Raw genomic sequence first — 24,677 nt, 5'->3', positions numbered from 1 at the left:
CTTTCTCATTAACATAAGAGAATAGTAACGTGCTTTTAAGTTTAAGAATAGTCTAAATCCTTAAGTTGATGGATGTGTGACGGGACCCCTATAAGTTCTTTTTTAATAGTAATAATGCAATAAGGAGAAAATTAACTTTCTTCTTATTACATTATTGCTGGCTAAGTAGTTTAGAGTTTCTTGTCCTAAGTACAAAAAGTTTAGACTTTCATGTCCCGTTATTAAGACAAGAAAGTACCTACAAAGTTTATGATAAGGACTATTTTCCAACGATTGTTCATGAGATTTTAGTTTAGAGATTCATGTCTTTGTACATTACAGAAGCAAATCCATGTGATCTTATGGGTACGTGTAGGTTTAAATGTAGGTTACTTTTCTACTCTGTAACAAGTTTAAATATATAGTATATAAAAAATAAACAAGATAGATATGCTAGTCTATAGCTACTAGTGATTGGGTGTGTAGTAGGTATATATAAAGAACCCGACATTTGTGCCAGGCTCTTTTGGGTTATATTTGAGATTAGAGTTTGTTAAATTTAGTCTTTATTTCTTCTTTTTCTTTTCGCTCATCTTTTGGTGTACGCGTGAAGCATACGGAAATATTCCTTGTACCAATAAGCTTATGAGCATCGGGTAAAAGTTTTTCCGTTTTCGCTTTATTTTCTAAACTCCGTTTTTTTCCATTTAAATCATTATTAAGGAAACTGCGAAAATATATTTTGTCTTGTTCATTATCTTTACTGGTAGGATATGAATATGAACAAGCCAATCTATCCTTAAGCAGAATATTAGCTTTTGTTGGAATAGCGTTATGTAGAGCCTTGAAAAAATATAGTGGTTTAAAAGGACCGTTTTTATTATAATCAATTTCCAGGAACTCACAAAGTTTTTTGTATAAAATCTTATTCAGATCTGCTAATGGTAAGTGAAACGATTTGTAATTTTCTTCATTTTTGTATATTAACGGTAATTCCAAAAATTCGTTAGTGCCTCTTTTAAATAAGCCCAATGTGTATACTTTATTTGCTGTATCATCATAACTTTTTTTATCATCTATATCCCTTCCAGCGGCGTATTAGTGTTGATGGGGCATTTTCTTTTACAGGTTCATTATGACATATTTTAGTTATTGATATCATTAGAATAAAGAGATTATTTTTTAATGAATTAACAAATAAAAACCCTCCATTATCAGGAGGGTTTTGCTTTCTAAATAATTTACTTTTAAATTGTAGTCCTAATATTTTATTGTAACGGTCCTAATAACCCCATAATTTCTTTGGCTTTTTGGTTTTCAATGCTATAGTAAATTTCTAATCCTTGACGATTACCTCTTATAACCTTCCCTTTCATTTTAGATAAATGTTGGGAAACTGTTGATTGTGGAATGTTTAAAATTTCGGTCATTTGGGTTACATTTAGTGTTTTATGTTTAGAAAGCTCACTGATCAGTTTTAAGCGCATTGGGTGTGCCATAACCTTTAAAAGCTCTACATCCTCTTCTAAAATCGTATTTTCTACGTGTTGATTCGCAAAACTTGTCATAGTATCTTCTCCCCTTATTTGTTCTCTTCTCTTCTAATGTCATATAACTTCTGTAATACCTAATATCATTATATTTGAATGTTATTTGTGAATTATAATAAATAAATTATACAATATCAATTTGTGTTAGTAGTGTAGTTAATGTGTGGTTTGTATGAAGTTTTAATTTGTAATGGTCTGAATGTAGCCTATTTATTAGACGGGACAAAATAATAAAGTATTATTAGGTAATAATATTTAAGTCATTAAGTATACAGGTAAGATTAGATTAGACTTGAATTAATACTTTACATAAACCATAACTAATTAAGTTGCCAAGCTCCTTTGCTTATTGCAAACTTTATGTTGTTTTCCGTTTATTACTAATTTTAGAATTACGTAGATATTATAAATTTCCGAATCTATATTTAACTATTTTAATGTTTATATATTAAAAAGTTTAAGGATATGTGTTATTATTTATATTGCAGGAATCATAGCTACCCTGCTTTTTTTAGTTACTAAGGAGGAGTGCAATGATGAGAGTTTTAATCGAGTTTTTGTTATTTATGTGTTGCCTTGCTTCTATTTTTCAGCTTGCATTGGTAATTAGACGTTATATGGCCATAAAAAAAGATTGGTTATTATGTAAAACAAAAGTCTTTAGTCAATCATGTGTGACTGGTTGTTATATTCTAGCTTTTTTTGTATTGAGATTCTATTAAGAACCTTTTATATAAGAATGGATACTAATGAATTTTAATTACCTTAGAACAAAAAAAGAACTTAGAAACCATAATACATAAAGGTTATAAGTTCTTTTTTGCTATTGAAACATTAAGTTACTGGCAGGTTTATTATCCATTTTACGAGAGTTTACAATTTCCGTATTACTCCCTCATTAATTCCAGTCATATAATCTCCATACATATTCCTTGCGAAAAGCTCGTTTTGTACTCCTAATTCCCATTTTTCGTTTGTAGCAGCTGCAAGATAAATAAACATATCTTTAACATGTAATTCAGTCTTCTTTTTATCATAATTGTCATAATTACTAAAGGAACTTATATACCTACAATACATCTCAAACAAGTGAGTTTCATCAAAATAAGTATCTCCTATGACACTGTAAACATGATCATTTCCAAAAAGGAACTCTGTCATTTTCGATATTAGGTCAAATTGATGCTCCTTTAGTACAAACCATTCTGCACCAAGGTGCTTAGTTTTTTCTGGTTCTGATTTATCATAACGAACTGCAGATGCAAGTTTAGAAATGTAGCTTCCTGTTATCACCACTAGCATATCTGCTAATTGTAATCCAACAAATTCTTTAGAATCCTTCTCTTCCATTATATTGCCAAACCCAATATTCTCAAATGGCTTAGAAGGTATTCCCTGATCAAGAATTAGTGTAGATTGCTCAGGTTCCCATATACCGTGTAACTTATTCTCACTTAACCATAAATCAACATCAGAGCTTACCTTTTCCCAGTCAAATGATACTTTTTCAAATACCACATCATTAGCTAATTTCTTCCCATTCCCAATGTCCTTTATCATTTTTTTGTAATATGCTATTTGGTTCCTCATTCTAGCAATATTCTTATGTTTTGCCACAAATTCTTTCAAATCTTTTTGAATAGAGTATAGTATTTCATTGATTGTTTTTTCTGGATCAAAAAGATTTCTAATAACCTCTTCAGATGCTTCTAATTCACAATATTTTGTGAGACTGTATTTAAACAAAATAGCAGAGTCGATAAATCTTTTTGCTTCCAGTTGGAGAATCCACTGTGTAAGTCTAGCATCAATAACCATCGACATTTTATTTACTGAAAATAGTAAGTTAGAGACATTTGCATCTAGTAGCATGTTAAATAAATTTAAATAAAAACTACTATTTACTTCTTTCATACTTGCAACGCCGAAATTGAAATTGCCTTTTAGAATATCAATTCCTTTTAGCTCTTTCTCAACTTTATTTTTTTGTCCGCTTCTATAGTTTTCAACCAGTTCCAGGTATTTTTTGTTAACATTTTCTAGGGAATCTTCTGGAATATAAAGTACATCGGCTACATAAGAACGCATTAAATCATCACCTAGATTTATTCTTCTATCGTCACGGTATGTATTTGGAATTCTGATTGTTTCTTGTGGTCCTTTTTCATCAATAAACACTTGTCCCATTGTTAATCATCCTCTCTTCTACTTAAGTCATTTAATTTTTACTACAATGTAAATGGATAAATAGTACACGCTAAAATTACATTTAACGTTTTTTCTTAATGTTAGTATCTACAAATATATTATATATACGATATATGTGTTTTGTATGGATTTACTGTAAATTTTTTGGTAAGTTTTCACAAAAGTAATCTATATAAAGAAAGCCTTAACTCTAATTTTTATGAATATGCGTATAGTTCAAAAAAGATAAAAGCCCTCCTGTGAATGGGAGAGCTTTTATCTTTCATATAAGTGAATCCGATTTTATGATTTTAAAAATGAATGTCGTCTGTTATACCCCTATAACGCTGACTTCATTATTATACTAATGTATATAACGGAAATCAATATTATAGTAATAGGTAGATTCCCCTGCTGCTCATCTTTTTAATAATAATAGTAACATCATAAAAATTATATTTAAATATATATAGTTTTACGGTTTTAATTATTATATACTTATACAAGTGATTTAGCTCTTTATAAGAGTTGAAATTACGTTATATATAAGGAGTGGTTTGAATGAAAAACAAATTTGTGCGTATGATCATGTTAACGCTGGTAATGATAGTATCAATTTCAGCACTTGCAGCATGTGGAAATAATCGTAACCCTGAAGAAGTTGCTACAGCGTATTTCGAAGATGCAAAAGAAGGAAATGTCAAAGATTTTGGCGAGTTATTCACTCCTGAAGCGAAGAAAATCGTTGCTTTTGTGGGCGGAAATGCAGACCTAATGAAATCAGTTAGCAAGGATCTTAAAAGCTATAAAATCCGAAAAGTTGAAGAGAAAAATGAAATTGCTACAGTAACTGTTGATGCTGTATATAAAGATAATCCTAAAAAAGTAATCGTAATTGAACTAGAGAAAACGGATGATGGTTGGAAAATTAGTAAATCATAAAAAAACGGTCTATAAGAATTCTAGACCGTTTTTTTATTCCCTCAATCTTCTTCTTCAAAATCACGTAAACTAGCAAGTAATTCTGTAAATGTTGAGCAAATAGGATATATTGCTTCCTTTATGTCTTCTTCCTCATGATCCCAGAATACGATTGATGGTGAATCACTCGTATTTCGGTAATCGAAGCATAAAAGATTACCGAATGGATCTCTAGCAAAAGGATAAATTTTATGAGGTAATCTATCTTTCGTATTATTATATGTTTCTAGAATGGAGTATTTTTTATTAGAATCTAGGGTTAAAAGATTATTGAGTGAATTTTCATCTTGATTTGGAATATTAAAGGTATCTGGCGTAGGATATCCACCATCATACTTTTGTACACACTCTATAAAATCATTAGGAAATTTAATATTAAAGTATTGTTCTAATTGTTTAATTTGGTCATTTGTTATTTTGTTCTCATTTGTATTGATCCATGTAATGTGATTCATGACTAAGTACCTCCCTATTTATCGCTATCTTTCCCCCAAATTTTATATCCACCTGTATGACCGGTATCATGATGAGTCTGATAATCTACAAGTTGCATTCTCCCAGCATCTTGATGATGATGCCATGTATAATGCTCTGGCGTTTTCCCTATTTTAAATAATTGAATTTCTTCCTCTGTGAATTTTAAGGCTAATTCAGGATTTTCCATTATTTGTTCATATAATGCTTTACTACACTTTCTAGACTGTGTTGTTCTAGACTTTTTGAAATCTGCCTCTTTTAATAGTACCTCCCCTTTTGATTCAAAAATAGGAAATCCGTCAGCATCGTATGGAATTCCTGTAACTGGGTGCTTGTCTCCTGCTAAGTCTCCTTTTCGCAAACGAATTGTTTTTGGACCATTCGCGCCTTCATAAGTATACGTAGCTGCTTTCTGTAAATATTGTTGTGTACTACCGACACCTGCATATGAGAGATGATTACCACCCTTAAATTCATAATTATTTAATATATGTAATGCATTTCTGTATGCCGGGGAATTAGTTATAAGAGATTTCCCTTTAGTCAGCCCTGTAATAGCAGCTACCTTCCCAACTTGTCCTGCTTTACTAAGACCTTTATCACCCAGAAGCCCGAGTCCTAACGTTGCTATACCATAAGCCAGATAATGCTCTCTACTTTCCAGATCCCCATTCCAAAATTTATTCATAAATGTATCTGATACAGTGTTCCATGCAGCAGGAATAGTCTCCCTATAGTTTACAATTGCGTCTCGCATATTCAACCAGGTTTCTTTATCACCTAAGGATATCAGTCCTTCCCACGCATCCACTGCACCATCTACAAACCCAGTAGAAATACCAGTCCACGCAGCATTTAAATCTTTTTCATTGAAAAATGACTCTTCTGATTTTGGAGGGAGTTTTCCACACATGGCTCCTTCTTGAATATCAGAGTCAACTAAATTTCCTCCATACAATTCATCCGCTTTTCGGAATTTAACAGCTGCACGTTCTAATTCTACTGCGATTTTATCTAATTCTTGCAAGATGTTAAACATCATTGGCTTTGCTTCATTAAACATCTGATAAAAACGTTGACTGCTTGCTCCGCTCCACTGAGAAGCTATATATTCAGTTTGAGAGTATAAATCTTTATGTATATATTCTAATGATGATCTCGTATTTCTTACTGTTTTAGCAGCTTGTTCTAATTGTTCCGGTGTTACCTTTATTTGCGTGCTCATTCCATCCCTTCTTTTCTTATATATTAAGAAAATTATACCATATCATTATTTCATTAATGGTTATCATTTGAAAATATCCATTCCTAAAAGTGAAACGATATCCCATCATAAAAACAACCCTAATTCCTAATGAGAAATTTGGGCTGTTTCTGTTATAAATATGCTTTGTTTTATATTTTGTTTAGACTTATTTCTTTCATTACTGTCAAAGAATCTTAGTTATCTCAAAATTTCTAAATAAAAAAAACGGCATAAACCCCTAAAATAATCGATTTTTCTAAACTAGCACTATATTAAAATTGTTAGTAAAATATTCCATTTATCTAATAATTTGTTATAATCGTATTTAACAAGAATCATTGTTAGTATTTTACAAATTTATGATGTATTCTCCTATCCAGAAAATGAAACATAATGCTACAAAGCCAACAAGATTTATCATTACTTCCTTTTTTGTAGGTCTGTCTCTAAATATAAAAGCAGATAAAAATAACAAAAACACCATTCCATACAACCACCAAACTGTACGAGATATGCTAAACAACCCTATAGACAGTGCAACTACAAAAATCACATAAATACGTTCATTTTTTGAAGTAATCTTACTAAACATATTGACTCCTACCTCCTATTTTTAGAAAATAATTACTTTTCAGATAATGACTGTATAATATATTGTATAAAATTTTTTATGCAAATGAAAGGGGATTATTATGAAAAAAACATTATTGGCTGGAAGTTCATTGGTTTTATTACTAAGCTCAGGGTTTGCATTTAGTTCAACAACGCAAGCAGCAGAGAACAAGGAAGGAAATTCACCTACAGTTTCTTACAACCAGGATGTATCAAAAGAAAATAGAGCAATTGATATTAGTTCATTACCTCAACAAGATTTAGACTCTTTATTCCTAAATGGACAAGCTCCATTGAATCCAATAACACCTAAAGATTCAGATCAAATTCAATATGTTCACCCAACAGCTGGTACATTCAACTGGAAATATGTAACGACAACTTATGGAAACAATGTATTTTATAATGCCTCATATCGTTTTATGGTTAACGCAGCTATAGCAGGTTTAGGTGCTGGAGTTATAGCGAAAATTGGCAATGCTTTTGCTTCTGGTGTAGCAGGGTATGTAGTAGGCGGTCTTTCTCTTCCTAAGGGTAAAAACTATTGGTGGACTGTACAAAAATGGCAGGATCAAGATGCATACAATGTTTATGTTAAATACAATATTAAGGTTTATTCTGATTCTGGACGTACTAAATTAGTTGATTCCTATAGCGAGCAATTTGCACAAAGATATCGATAAATTGTTTGCTGTAAAATATATAAAAGACTATCTATCAAGAGGGTTTGCTTGTTTTGAAAACAAGCAAACCCTTCACTATAAAACTACTTTTATTCTTTATATCATTTACATTAGGAATCACTGTATAAACCTCTAAATTTAGCCCCTCATATTTCCAAACGTTGACCAAAAAATAAAAATATGGTATGTTTACTTTAGATTAGTTATATATTGAATGCATATTCAGTATATATAAAGTATAGTACTTAACTGAATTGCATAAACTAAAAAAGACGAGATGCTGTCAACATCCCGTCTCATAACTGCTACTGTCAAGGTGGCCGTTATTATGCATTATCTTTTTCTTTTAGACCCTCGCTTGTACTTTGGTCGGTGAAGCGCGGGTTTTTTGTTGTCTTTTTTTTCGAATTGCTTTTTCAGTGCGTATGCTGAAACTTCACGCACAACTGCTCTTGCAATTTCTTTTAAAAGTTCAAACAAAAATTCCATGTTATATCACCCCCTTTCCTTCCAAATGGAAAGAAGGGATAATAACAAGCCCACCTTCACACGATATACAGTTATACTTCTATTTTACCATACTTCAACACTCTAAAATAGAAAATCTGTCCAATTTTAGTCTGTATATAATCTTTGAGTTAATGAGTTTTACAAGAAATTAGTTTACTATAATTTAAATATGTATACTGTATTTCTTTGATTTTTCATAATTGTCCTTAGTTTTATATGCTATTTTTTGAGAATATAAATTTCAAATAAAAGTTGTATATTTTTTTGATGTGTTCCGCAATGTATCTCTGCCTAATCCTCTAACTTACTCATTTGCCTACTAAGTTTCAGATGAAATCTTTATATTTATAATCCTGGTATCATTATCTCTTATATCTCACATCTTTCTTTTCACACATTTCTCATTTTAAATAAAGCGCACTTGTAATTATTCATTGTCTCTTCCTCTATTTTCTAATTTATATATATTAACCCTTTTTTTTGTAATTGTAGTGATTTTTTCAGTGATGTCCCCGAAAAACGACCTCTCAAAATCATCTGTAATCATTTTTAAAACTTCAGATAATGCAATTACACTTGAAAGATAAAAAACTTCTTAGAAACAAAAATAGACCCCTTATAACGTTTTTTCGTTTTTTAGGGATCTATTCTCTCTGGGATTTCTATTCTTCTATGTCTTCTTTTACTTCTGCAGATAAAATGTCTTCAGCAAACTTCTTGTAGCCATTATACCCTTTCTTCGCAGCCTTTTTCTTTATTGCTTCTACTACCTTTTCATCAAGATAGAGACTTAAATGCTGCTTTTTTTCTTTCGATTCCTTTTTTGATCGGTTTTCAATTTTTCCTTTGAAAACTTCCAAATCCTTTTTTAAGTACAATCGTTCAGTAGATTTCCCTTTAGCAATCTCTTTAAAGGGCAATATCCCATCTTTAGCGGCATTATGAACGTAAGTCTTAGACTTATTTAGAAATTCAGCTGCTTCTTTTAATGTTAAAGAGTCTTTGTATAATTCCTCTAACTTTTTTACATCTTTTTTCTCAAAGCGATATCCGCCATCTGCTTTCCAGGTAGCCAGATTGATAGGTTCGATCTGTTTATATTTAATTAAATAGCCTAATTGATTTTTTGTTAAACCTACCCTATCGCATACCTCTTCTAAAGATAAATAGTCCATTTCTCACCTCGTCCGAAACTTTCATTCTAGCTGTTGTTTAAATTTTCTTAGTTGATACTTTGTTAAACCTGTTTCTTTTACTACATCTGTAATTGAGTACTCCTTATACTGCAGATACTTAAATGGATTCTCCATATAACGTTCTCGTATTTTATTAAATGTACTCTTTTTCGATAAAGAATTCAATTGCTCTCCTTTCTCTCGGATGGAATCGAAAATGGGACAACCTTTACAATGTTTGTAGTTTCTCTGTTTTGCCTGTTCTTGCTCATCTGTACAATTCACTGATAGGTTGTTCAGAGGGCAAATTGAACAATGGGTATCTTCTAAATTATGGATTTCTTGTAAAATTTTCAGACGAAGACTAGTCAAAAAAAATCTCCTCCTACCGCATTTGGATTGAAATGTACAAAAAAAATCAATTAAACATTTCTATTATACATTACCTAGACAGAAACGTTAAATTTTAATTCGAAAATATTTATTTAAACATTTCATTTTATACCACAATAAATAATGCATTTATTGTGGTATAATTAGAACTATAAAATTTTATATAAAAATATTTGTTTAATATTTCATTCTATAAAAGGTTGTGTTTAAATTTGAATATTATAAATTACGAACATAATAACCAAATTGTAAAATCAAAATCAGATTTTTTTGATAGCAGTCATTTTGAAAACATTATGGGTTTGGGTATCCGTAATATTGACTACTCCCAATTAAGTGAAGAATCATTAGTTTATTTATTTTTACACGATGAGCCTTCTTTAACGAAAAATAGAAGTGAGCGAACAAAACAACAGTATCTGCACGATCTTTCTCATTTTCTTCGCTACATAAAAGAAGCAATCGGAACCATCCAGGAGTTATCCCATAATGACATGGAAATCTACTTCTATGAATTAAGTAAGAAATATGCTGCCACTACATTACGTAAAAAGAAAACAGTAGTGCAGCAGTTTTTAAAATATGTGTATGATAATAACGGACTCTCAGACAACTTTAGTAGTCGCCTTAAAAAAGTATCCGTAAAAAAAGAAGAGCTAGTCAATCGTGACCTTTATCCAGAAGAAGTTACCCAGATATTAGATGAACTGAAAAAATCCAACTATTTTGTTTACACTGCATTTTTCCTGTTAACTACAACAGGACTACGAATCGAAGAAATCGCAACTGCTAAATGGGCAAATTTGGTCTTTCATTCATCTTTAAATGCCTATCTACTTCGTGTAGTTGGTAAAGGGAATAAAAGTAGGGAAGTTCGTATCTTTGAAGATACATTGGATGCTTTATGCCATGTTCGAAGTTTACGTAAACAAACAACAAAACTAGATGCATCGAATACCTCCGCTTTTCTCCCTAAAGCTGATGGATCAAATTATAGAGCAGACTATCTATCTTCTCTTGTGGCAAAAAAAATTGAAGAAACAAATTTAACTTTTCTGCGCTATCGACAGGATAGAATTACTCCTCACACTTGTAGGCACTTCATGGCTAATTACTTAATGGAAAAGGGTATTGAATTAAAAAAAATTAGGGACTATTTAGGGCATGAATCTATCATGACTACAGAACGTTATTTAAGAGAGCGTACAAGACGTCAAAACTTGGCCACAATAGATATAGGAAATTCATTATTTTAGTAAGTATATATAATAGGAAGAAACTCGATTTAATGTTTCGATTTCTTCTTGTTTTTTTGTCCATAGAACTCTAAATATTTCTCTATCATCATAACATTTAAACTAATTATTACAAAAAAAATTATATTATGACTTATTATTAGTCATTAGGACACAATTTACCTTTTCTGTTTTACACTATCTTTATAAATCAGAAAGGAAAAGGTGATGATATGTCCCATCTAAGCAAACGACTTGCTGAATTGAGAAAAAAACAAGGATATACCCAATCCGATATATCACATCGCCTAAACATTGCCCGCACTACTTATGCAAATTGGGAATATGGGAAAGCTGATCCTGATGCAGATTCCATCATGAATCTTGCTGAAATACATAACGTCTCCATAGATGAACTCTTTGGGCGAAATGCGCCACTTGAAAGTAAATTAGAATTAATTAAAGTAGCAATATCTGATCTACCTCCACAAAAACAGCATGAAGTGCTAGATGTTCTTATTGATTACACCTATTTTATAAAAAAGCATTTTACCAAATGAATGTAAAACTATTTTTCAGCAAATTTTATATTTTACGTGAGTTAAATGCACTTGTTTAGTATTAGCCTGTAAAAGGGTCTACACATTTTCAATGCCCCACCCTCGCGGAATAATCTTTGGAAACCTTTGTGTTATCAGTAGATTTGATAACACAAAGGTTTTTGCAACTTTACTAACAATATAGTTTGAAATTCTGATTTCGTATTAGCTATCAGTTTGTGAATATTTCACAAACTTTTCTTGTATTTCGAATTTGATATTTAGGAAATATCCCTAAAAACAACAAATGCGATTGCCTCCTATGAGACAATCGCATTCTAATTATTTAAAGGTTAACCCATTCCACTTCCAGGGTCACCCATTCTAGCTAATAATTGTTCTGAATCTTTTTTTACTAAATTGTTTGGTTGCTCTTTACTACCAACAACAGTGTAAACAATTCCTGCTGCTAAAACAATACTTGTTACTACAAATAATAATTTCTTCATATAGCACCACCCTCGTACATTATACCATTTTTATTAAATTCTACCACTATTTTTTTAGGGAACCTACAATAGAACCTATTACCAGCACACTCTAGTAACACAATCGACTTTTCAATTAATGAAATATCATTCTTTGCTATTCCTAAATAACAATATTGCATCGGAGTTAGCATCCCATTTTTCTTTTCTAAATCACTCAGGATATCAACTGCATTTTTGTAATTCCCCTTAATGATTTCTAAAAAAGACTTTTCTGCAGAATGATATATAACTATATTCTCTAATTCTTGCTTATTTACTAACTTAATGAAAGCATATGTGTTAAGAATTGATAGCTTTCTATGCTTTTCCCTTTCAAAATTACATGCTCCCAACTGCTTCAGTGCCTTTTTCATATACCAAGATGCACTATCATAGCAATCGAAAGTATATGACTCTGCTATATATGCAAGTGCGGATGCCCTTAAAAGGTGGAAACAATCTTTAGAGTCATCTATTGCTAAAATCTCCTGACACAAACTCCTACACATTTCAAGATTATCTTGTACTAAATAAGCATATGCTAACCCTTCTTTAATCCTACCTAGATAAGATGACCTAATAAAACTATCAGTAATTGCATCTACATCTGGAAGTAACATTTCAGCATATTTGAACAGAGAATTATAGTTTTCTAAATCATACATAGTGTAGTAAGTTAATATACCACATAAGACCTTCATCTCGTTTGTCTTAATTATCTTACTACCTTTATGATCTTCAAGCTTAGATAATAATTCCTGCTTTTTAATTGTCCCATTACTTCTAAGTAATACCAATTCATATACATAAGCCCATTCCCTATTCATTGCAAGTGAAGACTTTCTTTCCTGTTCTACTAATAGCTTAAGAAGTGATAAATCACCTTTTGCATTGGCGTATTCCATAGCAATTCTTAAGTTCTTCTTGCTTGTTGTGACAGAACAGAAGGTGTGTAACATCTTTCGTTGTTTATCAATATCACCCGCATACAATAGCTTCAATAATTTAATTATATTCCAAAATCCAAATTGATTTTTCCCTGTTAAATTCTTCGAAAGCGTTCCTGAAGAAATTCCAATTATTTTAGCGATATCCTCTTGATTTTTCCTTTGGAAATCAATCTCATCAATAATTTTACTCAAGAATTTGTTTAATGTTTGTTCTGAAATTTTATCTTCTTTCTTAAGTGTTTCATTCATAAAATTCTCCCTTCTAAAAAAACAAGAATTCCTCAATATCCCCCAGTATATTTATAAAACCCAATATCATTATATCTGATTCTAATATAAGCGTATCGAAAAAAATGTCGTTTTTTGTCGATATAAGAAGATAATTAATTATGCAATTATGCATAATTGTAAGGCAATACAAACTAAAAGGACTCGAATAAATCGAATCCTTTTTTTCTCTATTTCTTAACTTCAGCCCATTTATAGTTGAATTCTCCACCAAAATCATTTGTCACAATACCTTTTATAGAAGAGCGCTGTAAATACGATCTTCCTTGCTGGAATAAAGGCGCTACTGCCCCGTCTTCTAATAATATTTTCTCTGCTCGTTTCAATGTCTCCCAACGTGCATTTTCATCACCAGCTAAGTCTGTCTTCACTTGCTGAATTAGTTCATCATATTGTTTATTTGAATACTTATCAAAGTTATATGTACTATCTGTAGTAAACAAATCTAAAAATGTAATCGGATCAGGAATATCTGGTCCCCATACATCAACACCTAAATCATAATCACTATTTAGAAGCAACTGAATTTGCTGTTTGCGTGGCTGTGGTTTTACATGGACCGTTAATCCCTCTAAATTCTTTTCTAGTTCACCTTTGAAATACTCCGCATTTTTCTTGGCTATTGCATTATCACTTGTTAGCATTTCTAGTGTTATCTGTTCTTTTTTTAGTTCTTGTCTTGCTTTTTTCCAGCTCTCTTTCGCTGCATTTACATCATCTTTTACTAAATCCCCATTTTCTTTTCGGAAGTCTTTTCCGTCAGATCCTTTAGCAAAATTAGCTGGTATAAAACCAACTGCAGGAAGGGAACCATTGTTTAACACTGTATCTACAAAAGCTTTCTTATTCATTGCTTGACTAATTGCCAAACGAGCATGTTTATTTTTTAGCACCTCATTTTTTTGATTCATACGTAAAAACTGCATAGTTACTTCAGGTCGCTCTTTGAAATCAGAACTATTTTTATATTTATCTACAAACTCTCCTGTTAGTCCTACACGGTCAATTTGACCTGACTCATATAAATTTATCTCTGTTGATTTATCTTTAACAATATCAAAGTTAATTTTGTCTAATTTTACAGCTTTAGCATCCCAATAATTCGGATTCTTTTTCAACTGAAAACCTTGTTCATGCTTCCAATTATCCAGAGTAAACGCTCCGTTATAAACCAATTGATTTGCTTCTAAGCCATACTGCTTTCCTTGTGATTCAAAATATTTCTCGTTAATAGGTAAAAATGTTGCAAACGTTGTCAAATCAATGAAATAAGGGACAGGCTGCTCTAATTGCACCTCAAATGTTTTATCATCAATTGCTTTTACCCCTAGCTGATCTACAGGTAGCTCTTTACTATTAATTCGCTTTGCATTTTTTATATCAAAGAATAGAAATGCATATTCCGAGGCTGTATTAGGGTTCACAGCACGTTTCCAAGAGAATACAAAGTCTGCAGCTGTTACAGGTGTTCCATCCGACCATTTTGAATCTCTAAGATGGAATGTGTATGTTTTTTTATCTTTACTCACTTCATAAGATTTTGCCATACCAGGAATTAATTTGTTATCTTCTCCTAGTATGTACAGACCTTCAAACACATTCCGCATTACATTCATTGATTCACTATCCGTTGCCTTCGTTACATCCATTGTTGGGATCTCCGCTATATACGGTAAACTAATGGACTGTTTTGTTTCATTCTTGTCAATTGCTTTTGCATTATTTTTTTCTTCTTTATCTTCACTACTACAAGCTGTTAGTAGCAGACTGGCTCCTATAATAGAAGCTACAATCGATGTAACTTTTTTAAGCATCTTACTTTCTTCCTCTCCATATTTACGGTTTAATTAATCAAATTATCTATATATTGAACTTTATGGACTATACGGATATAGAGTCTCTTTCTCTAATAGTATTCAGGCGTCTTTAGTATCATATACGTAATATCTAAACATTAAACCTCTTATTACTTTACCATTAAAACCGTAGCATTCTAGAGATTATTATGTCAATCACTAAAATTTATTTTAAATTAAGTATCATTTCTTTTTATTCTAACGCTTTTTCTCCTTTTCCTTTTGGCGTAAACTTCAATCCATTCATATCTGTTGTAATTCATTTTTATCGTTTTTGGGGCAACCCTCTGTTGTTTCATATTCACTCATGATTAACTCCTTATCAGATTAAGAGCATCTATTAGCGTAGATGCTCTTTTTTTAATATGCAATACACTTCGTTTGTAAAATGTACTATTCAATGTCACAAAGAAAAGCCATCAATATAGATGGCTTTTCTTAGTTATATGCAATAGGAAGAATGAACTTACTTAACTAATTGTTGTTGGATTTGCTTAATTAAAATTTCAGCCCCTTTAGGACTTAAAACGATTTGACCATTTGCCAATGATATATTTTTTTCTGAAATATCACCAGTTATTGCACAAGCATCATAAGTTTTGTATTTCTGTAAAATAATCTTTTCTTCTTCTACAAATATTTCCATAGGATCTTTTTCTGCAATTCCTAACGTTCTTCTTAACTCTTTCGGAAGAACAATTCGCCCTAATTCATCTATTTTTCGTGTAACACCCGTTGATTTCATGTTTATACCACCTTTTCTTTTTTCTATCTAATAATTACATATGAACAAGCGAATTCAATGATGTTTTTCTGGTATCCTCTGCATGCAATACTACAATTATATCTCTAAATTGCTTTGTCGTCTTTTATCTTGTTTTCTCTTTCTTTAGAATTTAGCGTAAGTCATTATTTTTTCTAGCTCACTTTGTACGCATTATAATCTGTGGTATAACGTTTTTTCTTCCTGTATATATTCCTTTTTATAATTAAATTGTTAGGGATTCAATAGTAATGCTATTATATATCTAGGAATACATTATTTCCGTTTTATTAAGTAAAGGAGCGATTACTGTTGAAAATGACAAAAGGAGATGCAATACTTCGCTTACTGACAGAAATTAAATTAGAACTGAAAGAAACAAAAGAAGCTATTGAAAAACTTGATGAGAGAATAGCTAAAATAGAAAAGCAAACACTTCCAACAAATTTATCTAAACCCGCTTTAAATAATAGAAAAGAAAAAGATTGGAAATATCCTTCTAAGATGAAATGAATCAGAGGGATATTTTTCATTTTAGAATAAACAATTTTTATCATTTAATGGAGATGTTACAATATAAATTGTACGATGAACATAATTTTCTTTCTTACTACCACACAAAATCCCCCCCTGGCTCTTGCTAGGGGACAACTTTTGTATACAGTATTAATTGCACCATAAGTATACACAAGTTATAATAGTCACCTAATTACATATGAAGAGGTGCAAAAATGAATAAGACAGAATTAACAAAAGTAGTAGCAGAAAGAGCAGTACTTACACAAAAAGATGCAGCTGCAGCAACACAAGCTGTATTAGATACGATAACAGGCGCTCTAGCTAACGAAGAGAAAGTACAAATTCTTGGATTTGGTACATTCGAAGTACGTGAAAGATCTGCACGTACAGGACGTAACCCACAAACAGGTGAAGAAATGCAAATTGCGGCTTCAAAAGCACCTGCTTTTAAGGCTGGAAAAGAATTAAAAGAGGCAGTGAAATAATTTTACATAGTCAATAGGGTTTGATATTCTTATCAGCCCTTTTTCAATATTCTTGTTGTGTATAAAACAAAAATTATCAATCGAAAAACACATCTAATAAATATAAATCCTTATATATAAACATTTATATTATTGTTATAATAAAATTAACCAAGAAGCATCCAACGATTTTTGATTGATCACTACATTTTCTTTAGAGCTAAATCAACATAAAAGAAGAGACACTGTATAGTGTCTCTTCTTTTATGTTTCGTGCCTTTAATCAATAGTAAGAGGATATATATCTATTCCCTCTTATTGCTGTTTTGTGTTAGAATTGCTGCTCCCACAAGCAGAATATCTGAAAGGACACTCGTATAAGAGTGTCCTTTCTTTGCAAAAAATTATTTTTAAACAAAAACTCTTTATAAAAGAACGCAAGTTCGTATATAATAAGAACAAGCGTTCTTTTGATTTAGGGAGGAATAACAGTGTATGACTATTCTATCTTACCGAATAGAATCATCTTATGTGTTGATTTACGTAGCTTTTACGCTTCAGTAAGTTGCATCAAAATGGGGTTAGATCCTATGTATACAAAATTGGCAGTAGTCGGTGATGTAAATAGAAACGGATCAATTGTTCTAGCTGCCACTCCACCATTAAAAGCATTGGGTGTAAAAAAGATGGCCAGATTATACGAGATTCCTCGCAGAAAAGACATTCTTGTTGTAAATCCGATTATGGGAACATACATTAAATGTTCTAATTACATAACAAAGTTAGCATTACAGTACGTTCCTATTGAGGATTTTCACCAATATTCCATCGATGAATTCTTCATGGATATTACGGATAGTATTCACTTATTTGCTAACGATCCCTATGAGTTTGCGTTGAAATTTAAACGTGAAATATATGCGAAAACACGAATCGAATGCACAATAGGAATTGGCCCTAACCCTTTAATGAGCAAAGTAGCTTTAGATATTGAAGCAAAGAAGAATCAAAATGGCATTGCTTATTGGAAATATGAAGATGTCCCAACAAAATTATGGAGCATACGACCGCTTAATACATTTTGGGGCATTTCGTACAAAACGGAAGAAAAGTTGAATCGAAAAGGAATACATTCTATAGGAGATTTAGCCAATTACCCTCTTAAATACTTAAAACAGAGCTTCGGTAAGATTGGAGAAGAATTACACTTACATAGCTACGGAATTGACTTTAGTCGCATTTCAGAAAAATATGTTCCTGCCACAACTTCTGTTGGGAAAAGCCAAATACTCATGCGCGATTACACAATAGAGGAATTTCCGATTATTCTACTGGAACATATTGAAGAAGTTTGTTATCGGCTTAGAAGACAAAATAAACTTGCTCAAACCGTTCATTTTTCAGTCGGTTATAGCAAGAGTTATAACGGTGGTATTAGAAAAACACATACTTTAAGTCGTCCAACTAACCTAACAATGGATATTTATAAGATCTGTACATACTTTTTACATCAACAATATACTGGCGAACCCATTCGCAGCATAAACATATCCTTAACAAACCTAATTCAAGAAGGGGAAGAACAAATTTCTCTTTTTGATAATGTCACGAAACGAGAACAAGAAGTGAAGTTAACAAAAGTAATGGACGAAATACGCACAAAGTTTGGGAAGAACAGTATTTTACGCGGAATTTCCTACACGCATAGCGCTACAGCTAGACACAGAAATACACTAATAGGAGGACATAAATCATGAGTAACGCCAATATGCCCAAAGGAAGAGGAATGGTCAAATTTTCTCCGTTCGCAGCAATGCCTGAACAGTTTGCTGGAATACGTGAAATCATCAAGGAGAAAAACAAAGTAACTCGGCCGATCTTAACAGATGAAGAAAAAGAACTAATTGAGAACATGTTATTATGTTCCTTATTATCTGAAGAAGAAATACTAATTACATATTATGAGGATGGTTATTTACTCTCTAGCTATATGACTGTCGTTGATATTGATCCACCAAATAGTGCTGTTATATGTACCGATGCTTTTTATAATAGGATGAAACTGCAATTTTATAATATAATAGATGCAAAATAGAATTTATTTACGTAAGCACATTCAAACTATTATAAAGGAGTGTACACAATGCAAGAGGCTCAAATAAGAAAGAGTGCAGCAGGAGCAATTATTCATAACGATATAAATGACTATCCCCATTTAAATATACCAATGATTATTAATGAAAAAGATGGAATGATTTATGAAGTTCTAGGCGCTGGTTTTCACACTAATGATGCTGTAGCAATAATAACAACGGATGATTTTGCTTCAACCAGGGTAACTGCGCCTCTTATAACAGTAAAAAACAATGATGGTAGTATTCAATTATATCGCTTACCTTTAGAACTAGAACATTGGGTACTTTCTTGTATGCGTGCTGCTTCAGTAGGAAAAAATCCGTTTCCCTGTAAAGTTGCATTCGGAATCATCGATACTAAATTTTTTGTAGAATTTATATAAAAAGGTCTGCTTATTCAGCAGACCTACCATCAATTATAGCTTTATATTTTTTTGCCTGTTTAAATGTCCAAATAGGTGTAGAAGCAAGGATCTGGATTGGCTCGGGTAATAATGGTCTTACTTTCTTCCCATCTCGTTGTCGAGAAAACTTTGTGCTTAAACGTGCTTTATCCCAACCTAGTATCTCAGCAAATTCCTTTAAACCAACGAGAAGGGGAATTACTCCCCCAGTTCATCGCTCCACACTTGATAAAAGCCGCCACCAACCGTTTCAAGTACATTATCATCCTCTTGTGGGGATATTCCATACCAATATGAGGTTGTTATTACTTCGCCATCTAAAGTTTCAATTGTGATTTTTTCTTGCGTGTAAGCTATACCTTCTTCAGCAACTTTTTTCGCTTCACTTAAATCATTTACTTCAACTTCTTCTGTTACACCAGTATGATAGTTTACAATGTATTTTTCCATTTATAACATCCCCTTCAAAAGTGATAACTTTGTTATCTTTATAATAACAAAAATAGATAACTTTGTTAACACTTTTTCAGGATAATTCATTTAATTATTTCCTTTCTTTTAGGAAAGAGAAAATCCATAGCTTCTACAGTTAAAATCCATTCTCTCCACGTTGTTTCCCATCAGGCTTATAGTATTTAACTTTGCCACCCTCGATCAATGCATCTATTAATTTATTATCTTTCCCTCGGTGTCATAATTTCATCTAGCATAAATAACATTCCCATCACCTCTCGTTACATATAAGTAACGTTCAACCAGATGAAAAAAAATAATGAATTCCACATGCGAAAATCAAGCAAATGAAGAACTACTCCCCCCTTTAATAAAAAACTGAATAATCAGTTTTTTATTTTTCAACAACAACACCCCCTTCAAATTAAAGTAATATGGTAAAATTACGGAAATATATACTAATAGAATGAGGGGATTAAATATGAATGTGCAAACTGTCTCCAAAGGAGAAATAACAAATCTACTAAACAATTGGTATCAATCCATCATTTCACAACATGTAGTAAAATCCACGAATTACAAGAAAGAAATCGATAGTAAAATTCATCAAATAGAAGAAGATCAAAATATCCTTATCTATTATTCATTACTAGACTTCAGATATAAGTTACTTACCCATGACGTTAAAAACTATAAAGATAGTTTAGAAAAGATAGATTGTTTACCTGATCAAGCAGATACCTTCCTAAGATACTATCATTCTTTTTTTAAAGCCATTTATTCAATTAACATGGGGGATTACACTTCTGCTAAAGAACAATACGAAGAAGCTGAAACATTATTAAAAGAAATTCCAGATGAACTTGAAATAGCTGAATTTAATTACATGTTTGGTTCTTTCCACTATCATATTTATCAGCCACTACCAGCAATCAAATATACTACAAAGGCAAAGGAATTATTTTCAAAGCATGCAGGGTATGAAATCAAAGTTGCTGCTTGTAATAACACACTAGGTCTTGCTTGTACTTCCCTTGGTCAGTATGAAAGTGCGGAAGAACACTTCCTTGCAGCTTTAAATACTTTCAACAAACACGACGAGGATAAACTATCAGCAAAAGTGAAACATAATTTAGGATTATTGTATGCAGATCAAAACCTTTCCGAATTAGCAATTAAATACCTAAATGGATCACTTGTAAATAACCAAAAAACACTGTTCTTATTAGCGCAGGAGTATTTCAAATTAAATGATAAAAACGCTGTTAGCTTGAATATTGAAAACGGATTAAAAATTTCAAATGAAGAGTATACTCATCATTTCAATATTCTAAAAGGATTAAATGACAATATAAGTACAGATGAATTAGAAGACATCATTTTGGCAGGGATTTCATATTTTAAGAAAGAAGAGTTATGGAAATACGTAAAAGATTATTCAGCTGTTCTAGGCAATAAGTTTTACGAGTTAAAATCGTATGAAAAAGCGAGCAAATATCTACACATGACAAATGAAGCTGATAAAAAGGCTTCAGAGAAAGGAGCTTTAAAATAATGAAAAAATCTCTATTAATTTTTGCTATTGTCACAGGTTTTTTATCTTTCAGCTTCAGTAACACTACAAACTTACAATCTGTATCAAAAGAAAAAGTAGATTTTGTTCAATATGCACATGGTGAAACTATTTAAAACAATAAAATACTAAAAAGTTATGTCATTACCCCATTACAATGCGTAATACAAATAATTATTAACAAAACGAAAAGAACCTATCAATGTAGGTTCTTTTTATTTGCTGTATAAAGTTTTATAAGAAATGCTTTAACGTTAACTTTTCAGAATACAGTGGTTTTCATATGTCCTTAAAATTATAACAATAACTTTTCTACACCTACGCCATCCATTAATAACAGTTTCAAAGAAGGTGATATTTTAATTGCTTCTTCGATATCTAAATCCCCAAAATCTACCATATATAATCCGAATCCTTCTTTACCATTTGCATATAATAGCACCTTTCCACCTTCATCATCACCAATTGCTAGTGAGTTAGGTATATATTTTTGGATATTATGAGCTTCATTCATCTCTATACAACCCTCTGGACTCCAAATACGGATATATATTTCATTATTTACATTAATCTCTGCATCTGTACATTGTTGAATTATCTCTAGATAATCTGAAGGAACATCTATTGATGAAAAATCTTGTAATTCTCGAATCGTTTCTTTTGTTGCTGGAGGTTCTTCTGTTTCTAAAGTGAAAATTGTATTTAAGTTCTCAAGTATACTCATTAATACTCAATCCTTTCATATTTTACTTTTAACTTATCAAGCATTCTATATTGTTGTTCTAAAGTTCCTCTAATAGTTTCTTTAGAAAATCCCGCTTTTTCAAAATCAGAAACTATATTCTTTAATTCCGCTTGTAAAGAAGAGCTCCATTTCCCATTTCCTAAGGCTACACGTTCATCACGTCTCAAGTTCTGCGCATTAGTAATAATAGTATGTGGTAACCCCTTTCCTGTTTCAATCGTCACTGTTGGTGCAAGTTTTGGATCATATCCATATTGACTTAGATTTGCTTCCGCCCATTTCCCTTGTAAACCATGATGAGATTGTAACCTTCCTCCATTTGGACCTTTCCCTTTTGGTTTAGGCATTGATTGTATATGCGTTTTATTAAAAAGCACATAATTCGACTCAGCACCCTTTACAGTTTTAACAGCACTAGCTGACATCTTTACACCTTTACCGATTTTAACCAACTTCCCGATTGGTGTAATACCGGCTACCGCCATACCTCCAGCTATGAATCTGTCGAAAGTACCAAGTTTCTCTCCCGTAGACGGATCTACACCTTCCCAAGCACGCCGAACATCATATTCTCCACTTATTTCACCTGTAATATCTCTGGCTAATTTATTACCATCAAATTCTTTTTTTCCTGATGCTAATGAAGTTTCATTGTTTATTGTTTCTTCTTGATTTAAATCGCTATACACAATTTTATCAGATTCACGCGCTTTTTCCTCTGTGATTTTTTGAATTGATGCAGTCCAATTCATATTTAAATCTTGTATACTGAATGTTCCACTCGCAGGACTAAAACCTTTCCCACTTTGAACTTCTGCAAGACCTTGAGCAATACTCGTAGCTAATTGAAGCGCTGTATCATAATTACTACTAGAAACATAATTAAATTCATATAAATACTCTAGTTTTTCTTGAAGCTTTTGTTTCATCGTATCATAAATTCCCACCATAACTTGCATTCCTGGAAGGGTACTACTAGTTCCTTCAATATCTGCTTTCATTCGGTCAATTTCTCGAATTTGTTCTCGTATTTCTTGTTCAATGACATCTGTTGTAGCGACTTGTGATTGAAAATCGTTCGGAAAGGAATTATTCTGTCGAATTAATTCTTCACACAAATAAATAATGCCTTGAGCTAAAGGACGAAATGTCTGTGCAAAGAATGTCTTCCCTGTATCATAAGTTTTCCCTTGCAAAATAGTATCGCCCACAAAAGCATCAATTGAATTAATAACTTGTTCCATACCTTGAATAGTGGCTACACAAAAAGCATTCATACTTTCTGTTTGAGCTTGTACTTCTCCCAAATACATGTTTAAACCCATGTACTCCCCCCTTAATAAGTAAATGATACCAACTAAAGGATAAAATTGTAAACTATGATTTTATTGATTTTTTTGATAATTTTAACTATAAAATCCTTAATATTATTTCGCCGCCGTGTATCCTACAATTAATTTCGCAACCCATTTTTAAAACAATCGTAACACAAAGTCAATTACACTCTACCAAAAGGTACACCTTTAGATATAGTATATTCTATGCAGCTTAAACTACTTCAAAAGGTATCAAAATGTACTTAAGACACACTTCATAAGTACACACACTTTTTGAGATGTGTTTGTTGAATGATTTTATGCTTATTGGATATCCCTATCAGTTGGATACAGCACAGAGAATCCCCTTGTTGTGATGTTTGTTATTTTTAAGATGTAATCTGGTACATGAAATTTTACAATTAAGTTGTTCCTTTGTTTTTCTTTTAAAATTCTTATAGCATTCTATATAAATCTTATGGTATTATATAGATAGAAAATTTGTTTCCATTGTTTATACTCTATTGTACGTAGCGTGAAGGACAAACCTTACGCCCTGTTAACTCGGGCGAGGTTTGTCCTTTTTTTTACTTTAAGGAGGAATTTACTATGAAAAAAGTCTACAAAATTGGAGCAGTTATCACAACTTTATGCGTTGCATGTATCGCGATCTTTACTTTAACTAAGAATGAATCAGTCAAAACAGAAACTATAACACCAGAAAAAACAATTGTATCTGCTGCAGATGTAAAAGGATCACCTGAGAATATAAAAGATATTTCAAAAGAAGAATTAAAGCAAAAAATACAATCCCATGAAGAGTTCATTGCGTATTACTATCAACCTACCTGTCATTTTTGTAAAAAAGCTGCACCAGATATCAATCGTATGTCAAAAAAGCATGATAGAACCATTTATCGTATTGATATCTCTACACCAGAAAATCAAAGTGCCTTTCAAGAGTTCGACATTCCAGGTACTCCAGTTGTTGTAGCTTATAACAGAGGTGAAGAAGTTGAACGTTTAGAAGGAGCTGTTTCAGCTGCTACCTATGATGGATTCTTTGCAAGACGTAATTCGAGCGCTAGCTAGTATAGTGCTCGTTTTTCTTTGT

26 protein-coding genes and 2 pseudogenes are annotated in these 24,677 nt (G+C 31.8%); 11 read left to right on the top strand and 17 right to left on the bottom strand.

Translation table 11 applies throughout. From position 1 onward, the window contains the following. Positions 1–522 precede the first annotated feature (522 nt). From PDQ33_RS17875 to PDQ33_RS17865, 3 genes and pseudogenes are all read right to left on the bottom strand, one after another. Positions 523–1,065, bottom strand: a pseudogene (locus PDQ33_RS17875) (DUF6037 family protein); the annotation flags it as partial. A 182-nt stretch (positions 1,066–1,247) separates the two neighbouring features. Beyond that, positions 1,248–1,547 carry an ArsR/SmtB family transcription factor gene (locus tag PDQ33_RS17870; protein WP_000200275.1) on the bottom strand — a complete coding sequence of 100 codons (300 nt, stop codon included), beginning with the start codon at positions 1,545–1,547 and terminating at the stop codon, positions 1,248–1,250. An 855-nt stretch (positions 1,548–2,402) separates the two neighbouring features. Continuing rightward, a complete protein-coding gene (locus PDQ33_RS17865) occupies positions 2,403–3,716 on the bottom strand; it encodes a hypothetical protein (protein WP_000531859.1) in 1,314 nt (437 codons plus the stop codon). Between the two features lie 561 nt (positions 3,717–4,277). Between PDQ33_RS17865 and PDQ33_RS17860 the strand changes: the two genes are divergently transcribed. Continuing rightward, entirely contained in the window at positions 4,278–4,658 is a 381-nt protein-coding gene (locus PDQ33_RS17860; RefSeq protein WP_000790845.1) for a DUF4878 domain-containing protein, read from the top strand. Between the two features lie 41 nt (positions 4,659–4,699). On the opposite strand, the gene PDQ33_RS17855 is transcribed toward PDQ33_RS17860, so the two are convergent. The 3 genes from PDQ33_RS17855 to PDQ33_RS17845 all read right to left on the bottom strand — a co-directional run bounded on the left by PDQ33_RS17855 (position 4,700) and on the right by PDQ33_RS17845 (position 7,012). Beyond that, entirely contained in the window at positions 4,700–5,152 is a 453-nt protein-coding gene (locus tag PDQ33_RS17855) for an SMI1/KNR4 family protein (RefSeq protein ID WP_001015690.1), read from the bottom strand. Between the two features lie 14 nt (positions 5,153–5,166). Beyond that, the gene (locus PDQ33_RS17850) at positions 5,167–6,399 is read right to left on the bottom strand and encodes a WXG100 family type VII secretion target (protein ID WP_000107160.1); all 1,233 of its coding nucleotides are present in this window, start codon (positions 6,397–6,399) and stop codon (positions 5,167–5,169) included. Between the two features lie 370 nt (positions 6,400–6,769). Continuing rightward, positions 6,770–7,012, bottom strand: a complete 243-nt coding sequence (locus PDQ33_RS17845; RefSeq protein ID WP_000491739.1) for a hypothetical protein — start codon at positions 7,010–7,012, stop codon at positions 6,770–6,772. 100 nt (positions 7,013–7,112) lie between these two features. Here PDQ33_RS17845 and PDQ33_RS17840 point away from each other — a divergent pair, with 100 nt between their 5' ends. Continuing rightward, positions 7,113–7,715, top strand: coding sequence for a hypothetical protein (locus PDQ33_RS17840; protein ID WP_000751950.1), 603 nt, complete (start codon positions 7,113–7,115; stop codon positions 7,713–7,715). A 333-nt stretch (positions 7,716–8,048) separates the two neighbouring features. On the opposite strand, the gene PDQ33_RS17835 is transcribed toward PDQ33_RS17840, so the two are convergent. From PDQ33_RS17835 to PDQ33_RS17825, 3 genes are all read right to left on the bottom strand, one after another. Continuing rightward, positions 8,049–8,204 carry a hypothetical protein gene (locus PDQ33_RS17835; protein WP_000394773.1) on the bottom strand — a complete coding sequence of 52 codons (156 nt, stop codon included), beginning with the start codon at positions 8,202–8,204 and terminating at the stop codon, positions 8,049–8,051. Between the two features lie 683 nt (positions 8,205–8,887). After that, positions 8,888–9,400 (bottom strand): helix-turn-helix domain-containing protein, encoded by a 513-nt coding sequence (locus PDQ33_RS17830; RefSeq protein WP_000386112.1) that lies wholly within the window; start codon positions 9,398–9,400, stop codon positions 8,888–8,890. 21 nt (positions 9,401–9,421) lie between these two features. Beyond that, positions 9,422–9,772: a zinc-finger domain-containing protein gene (locus PDQ33_RS17825; protein ID WP_200730772.1), complete on the bottom strand. Its 351-nt coding sequence runs from the start codon at positions 9,770–9,772 to the stop codon at positions 9,422–9,424. Positions 9,773–10,005: 233 nt separating this feature from the next. Between PDQ33_RS17825 and PDQ33_RS17820 the strand changes: the two genes are divergently transcribed. Together PDQ33_RS17820 and PDQ33_RS17815 are read left to right on the top strand one after the other, a co-directional pair. Continuing rightward, the gene (locus tag PDQ33_RS17820) at positions 10,006–11,049 is read left to right on the top strand and encodes a tyrosine-type recombinase/integrase (protein ID WP_200730773.1); all 1,044 of its coding nucleotides are present in this window, start codon (positions 10,006–10,008) and stop codon (positions 11,047–11,049) included. Positions 11,050–11,261: 212 nt separating this feature from the next. After that, positions 11,262–11,588, top strand: a complete 327-nt coding sequence (locus PDQ33_RS17815) for a helix-turn-helix domain-containing protein (RefSeq protein WP_073543625.1) — start codon at positions 11,262–11,264, stop codon at positions 11,586–11,588. 332 nt (positions 11,589–11,920) lie between these two features. Here the strand turns inward: PDQ33_RS17815 and PDQ33_RS17810 are convergent, their stop codons facing one another. The 4 genes from PDQ33_RS17810 to PDQ33_RS17795 form a co-directional block, all read right to left on the bottom strand. Next, a complete protein-coding gene (locus tag PDQ33_RS17810) occupies positions 11,921–12,076 on the bottom strand; it encodes a hypothetical protein (RefSeq protein WP_000734602.1) in 156 nt (51 codons plus the stop codon). After that, positions 12,073–13,296 (bottom strand): AimR family lysis-lysogeny pheromone receptor, encoded by a 1,224-nt coding sequence (locus PDQ33_RS17805; protein WP_080494686.1) that lies wholly within the window; start codon positions 13,294–13,296, stop codon positions 12,073–12,075. Before PDQ33_RS17805 ends, PDQ33_RS17810 begins: the two co-directional genes overlap by 4 nt. 209 nt (positions 13,297–13,505) lie before the next feature. Next, positions 13,506–15,149 carry a peptide ABC transporter substrate-binding protein gene (locus PDQ33_RS17800; protein WP_073543623.1) on the bottom strand — a complete coding sequence of 548 codons (1,644 nt, stop codon included), beginning with the start codon at positions 15,147–15,149 and terminating at the stop codon, positions 13,506–13,508. A 508-nt stretch (positions 15,150–15,657) separates the two neighbouring features. Further along, entirely contained in the window at positions 15,658–15,936 is a 279-nt protein-coding gene (locus PDQ33_RS17795) for an AbrB/MazE/SpoVT family DNA-binding domain-containing protein (RefSeq protein WP_000843051.1), read from the bottom strand. A 336-nt stretch (positions 15,937–16,272) separates the two neighbouring features. On the opposite strand from PDQ33_RS17795, the gene PDQ33_RS17790 reads away from it, so the two are divergent. The 5 genes from PDQ33_RS17790 (at position 16,273) to PDQ33_RS17770 (ending at position 19,455) form a co-directional block, all read left to right on the top strand. Continuing rightward, positions 16,273–16,467 (top strand): hypothetical protein, encoded by a 195-nt coding sequence (locus PDQ33_RS17790; protein WP_002083794.1) that lies wholly within the window; start codon positions 16,273–16,275, stop codon positions 16,465–16,467. Between the two features lie 218 nt (positions 16,468–16,685). Continuing rightward, positions 16,686–16,958, top strand: a complete 273-nt coding sequence (locus PDQ33_RS17785; RefSeq protein ID WP_073543622.1) for an HU family DNA-binding protein — start codon at positions 16,686–16,688, stop codon at positions 16,956–16,958. A gap of 470 nt (positions 16,959–17,428) precedes the next feature. Continuing rightward, positions 17,429–18,694 carry a Y-family DNA polymerase gene (locus PDQ33_RS17780; RefSeq protein ID WP_270756346.1) on the top strand — a complete coding sequence of 422 codons (1,266 nt, stop codon included), beginning with the start codon at positions 17,429–17,431 and terminating at the stop codon, positions 18,692–18,694. Then, complete coding sequence (locus PDQ33_RS17775) at positions 18,691–19,032, top strand: YolD-like family protein (protein ID WP_073543616.1); 342 nt, start codon at positions 18,691–18,693, stop codon at positions 19,030–19,032. Before PDQ33_RS17780 ends, PDQ33_RS17775 begins: the two co-directional genes overlap by 4 nt. A gap of 48 nt (positions 19,033–19,080) precedes the next feature. After that, a complete protein-coding gene (locus tag PDQ33_RS17770; RefSeq protein WP_073543615.1) occupies positions 19,081–19,455 on the top strand; it encodes a hypothetical protein in 375 nt (124 codons plus the stop codon). A 219-nt stretch (positions 19,456–19,674) separates the two neighbouring features. On the opposite strand, the gene PDQ33_RS17765 is transcribed toward PDQ33_RS17770, so the two are convergent. Continuing rightward, positions 19,675–19,926: a hypothetical protein gene (locus PDQ33_RS17765; RefSeq protein ID WP_000417392.1), complete on the bottom strand. Its 252-nt coding sequence runs from the start codon at positions 19,924–19,926 to the stop codon at positions 19,675–19,677. 86 nt (positions 19,927–20,012) lie between these two features. Then, positions 20,013–20,143 (bottom strand): annotated as a pseudogene (locus PDQ33_RS17760) (hypothetical protein). A 267-nt stretch (positions 20,144–20,410) separates the two neighbouring features. On the opposite strand from PDQ33_RS17760, the gene PDQ33_RS17755 reads away from it, so the two are divergent. After that, entirely contained in the window at positions 20,411–21,484 is a 1,074-nt protein-coding gene (locus PDQ33_RS17755; RefSeq protein ID WP_073543614.1) for a Rap family tetratricopeptide repeat protein, read from the top strand. A 313-nt stretch (positions 21,485–21,797) separates the two neighbouring features. Here the strand turns inward: PDQ33_RS17755 and PDQ33_RS17750 are convergent, their stop codons facing one another. After that, the gene (locus tag PDQ33_RS17750; protein ID WP_073542994.1) at positions 21,798–22,226 is read right to left on the bottom strand and encodes an SMI1/KNR4 family protein; all 429 of its coding nucleotides are present in this window, start codon (positions 22,224–22,226) and stop codon (positions 21,798–21,800) included. Next, positions 22,226–23,572 carry a pre-toxin TG domain-containing protein gene (locus tag PDQ33_RS17745; RefSeq protein WP_052943650.1) on the bottom strand — a complete coding sequence of 449 codons (1,347 nt, stop codon included), beginning with the start codon at positions 23,570–23,572 and terminating at the stop codon, positions 22,226–22,228. Before PDQ33_RS17745 ends, PDQ33_RS17750 begins: the two co-directional genes overlap by 1 nt. Positions 23,573–24,172: 600 nt before the next feature. Here PDQ33_RS17745 and PDQ33_RS17740 point away from each other — a divergent pair. Continuing rightward, positions 24,173–24,655: a thioredoxin family protein gene (locus PDQ33_RS17740; protein ID WP_000758632.1), complete on the top strand. Its 483-nt coding sequence runs from the start codon at positions 24,173–24,175 to the stop codon at positions 24,653–24,655. Positions 24,656–24,677 lie beyond the last annotated feature (22 nt).

Origin of the sequence: Bacillus cereus group sp. Bc031 (genome assembly GCF_027716265.1) — a bacterium.
Taxonomy (GTDB): Bacteria; Bacillota; Bacilli; order Bacillales; family Bacillaceae_G; genus Bacillus_A; species Bacillus_A paranthracis.
Note: the sequence above shows the minus strand (reverse complement) of the source record. Positions and strands in the feature narration are given on the sequence as shown.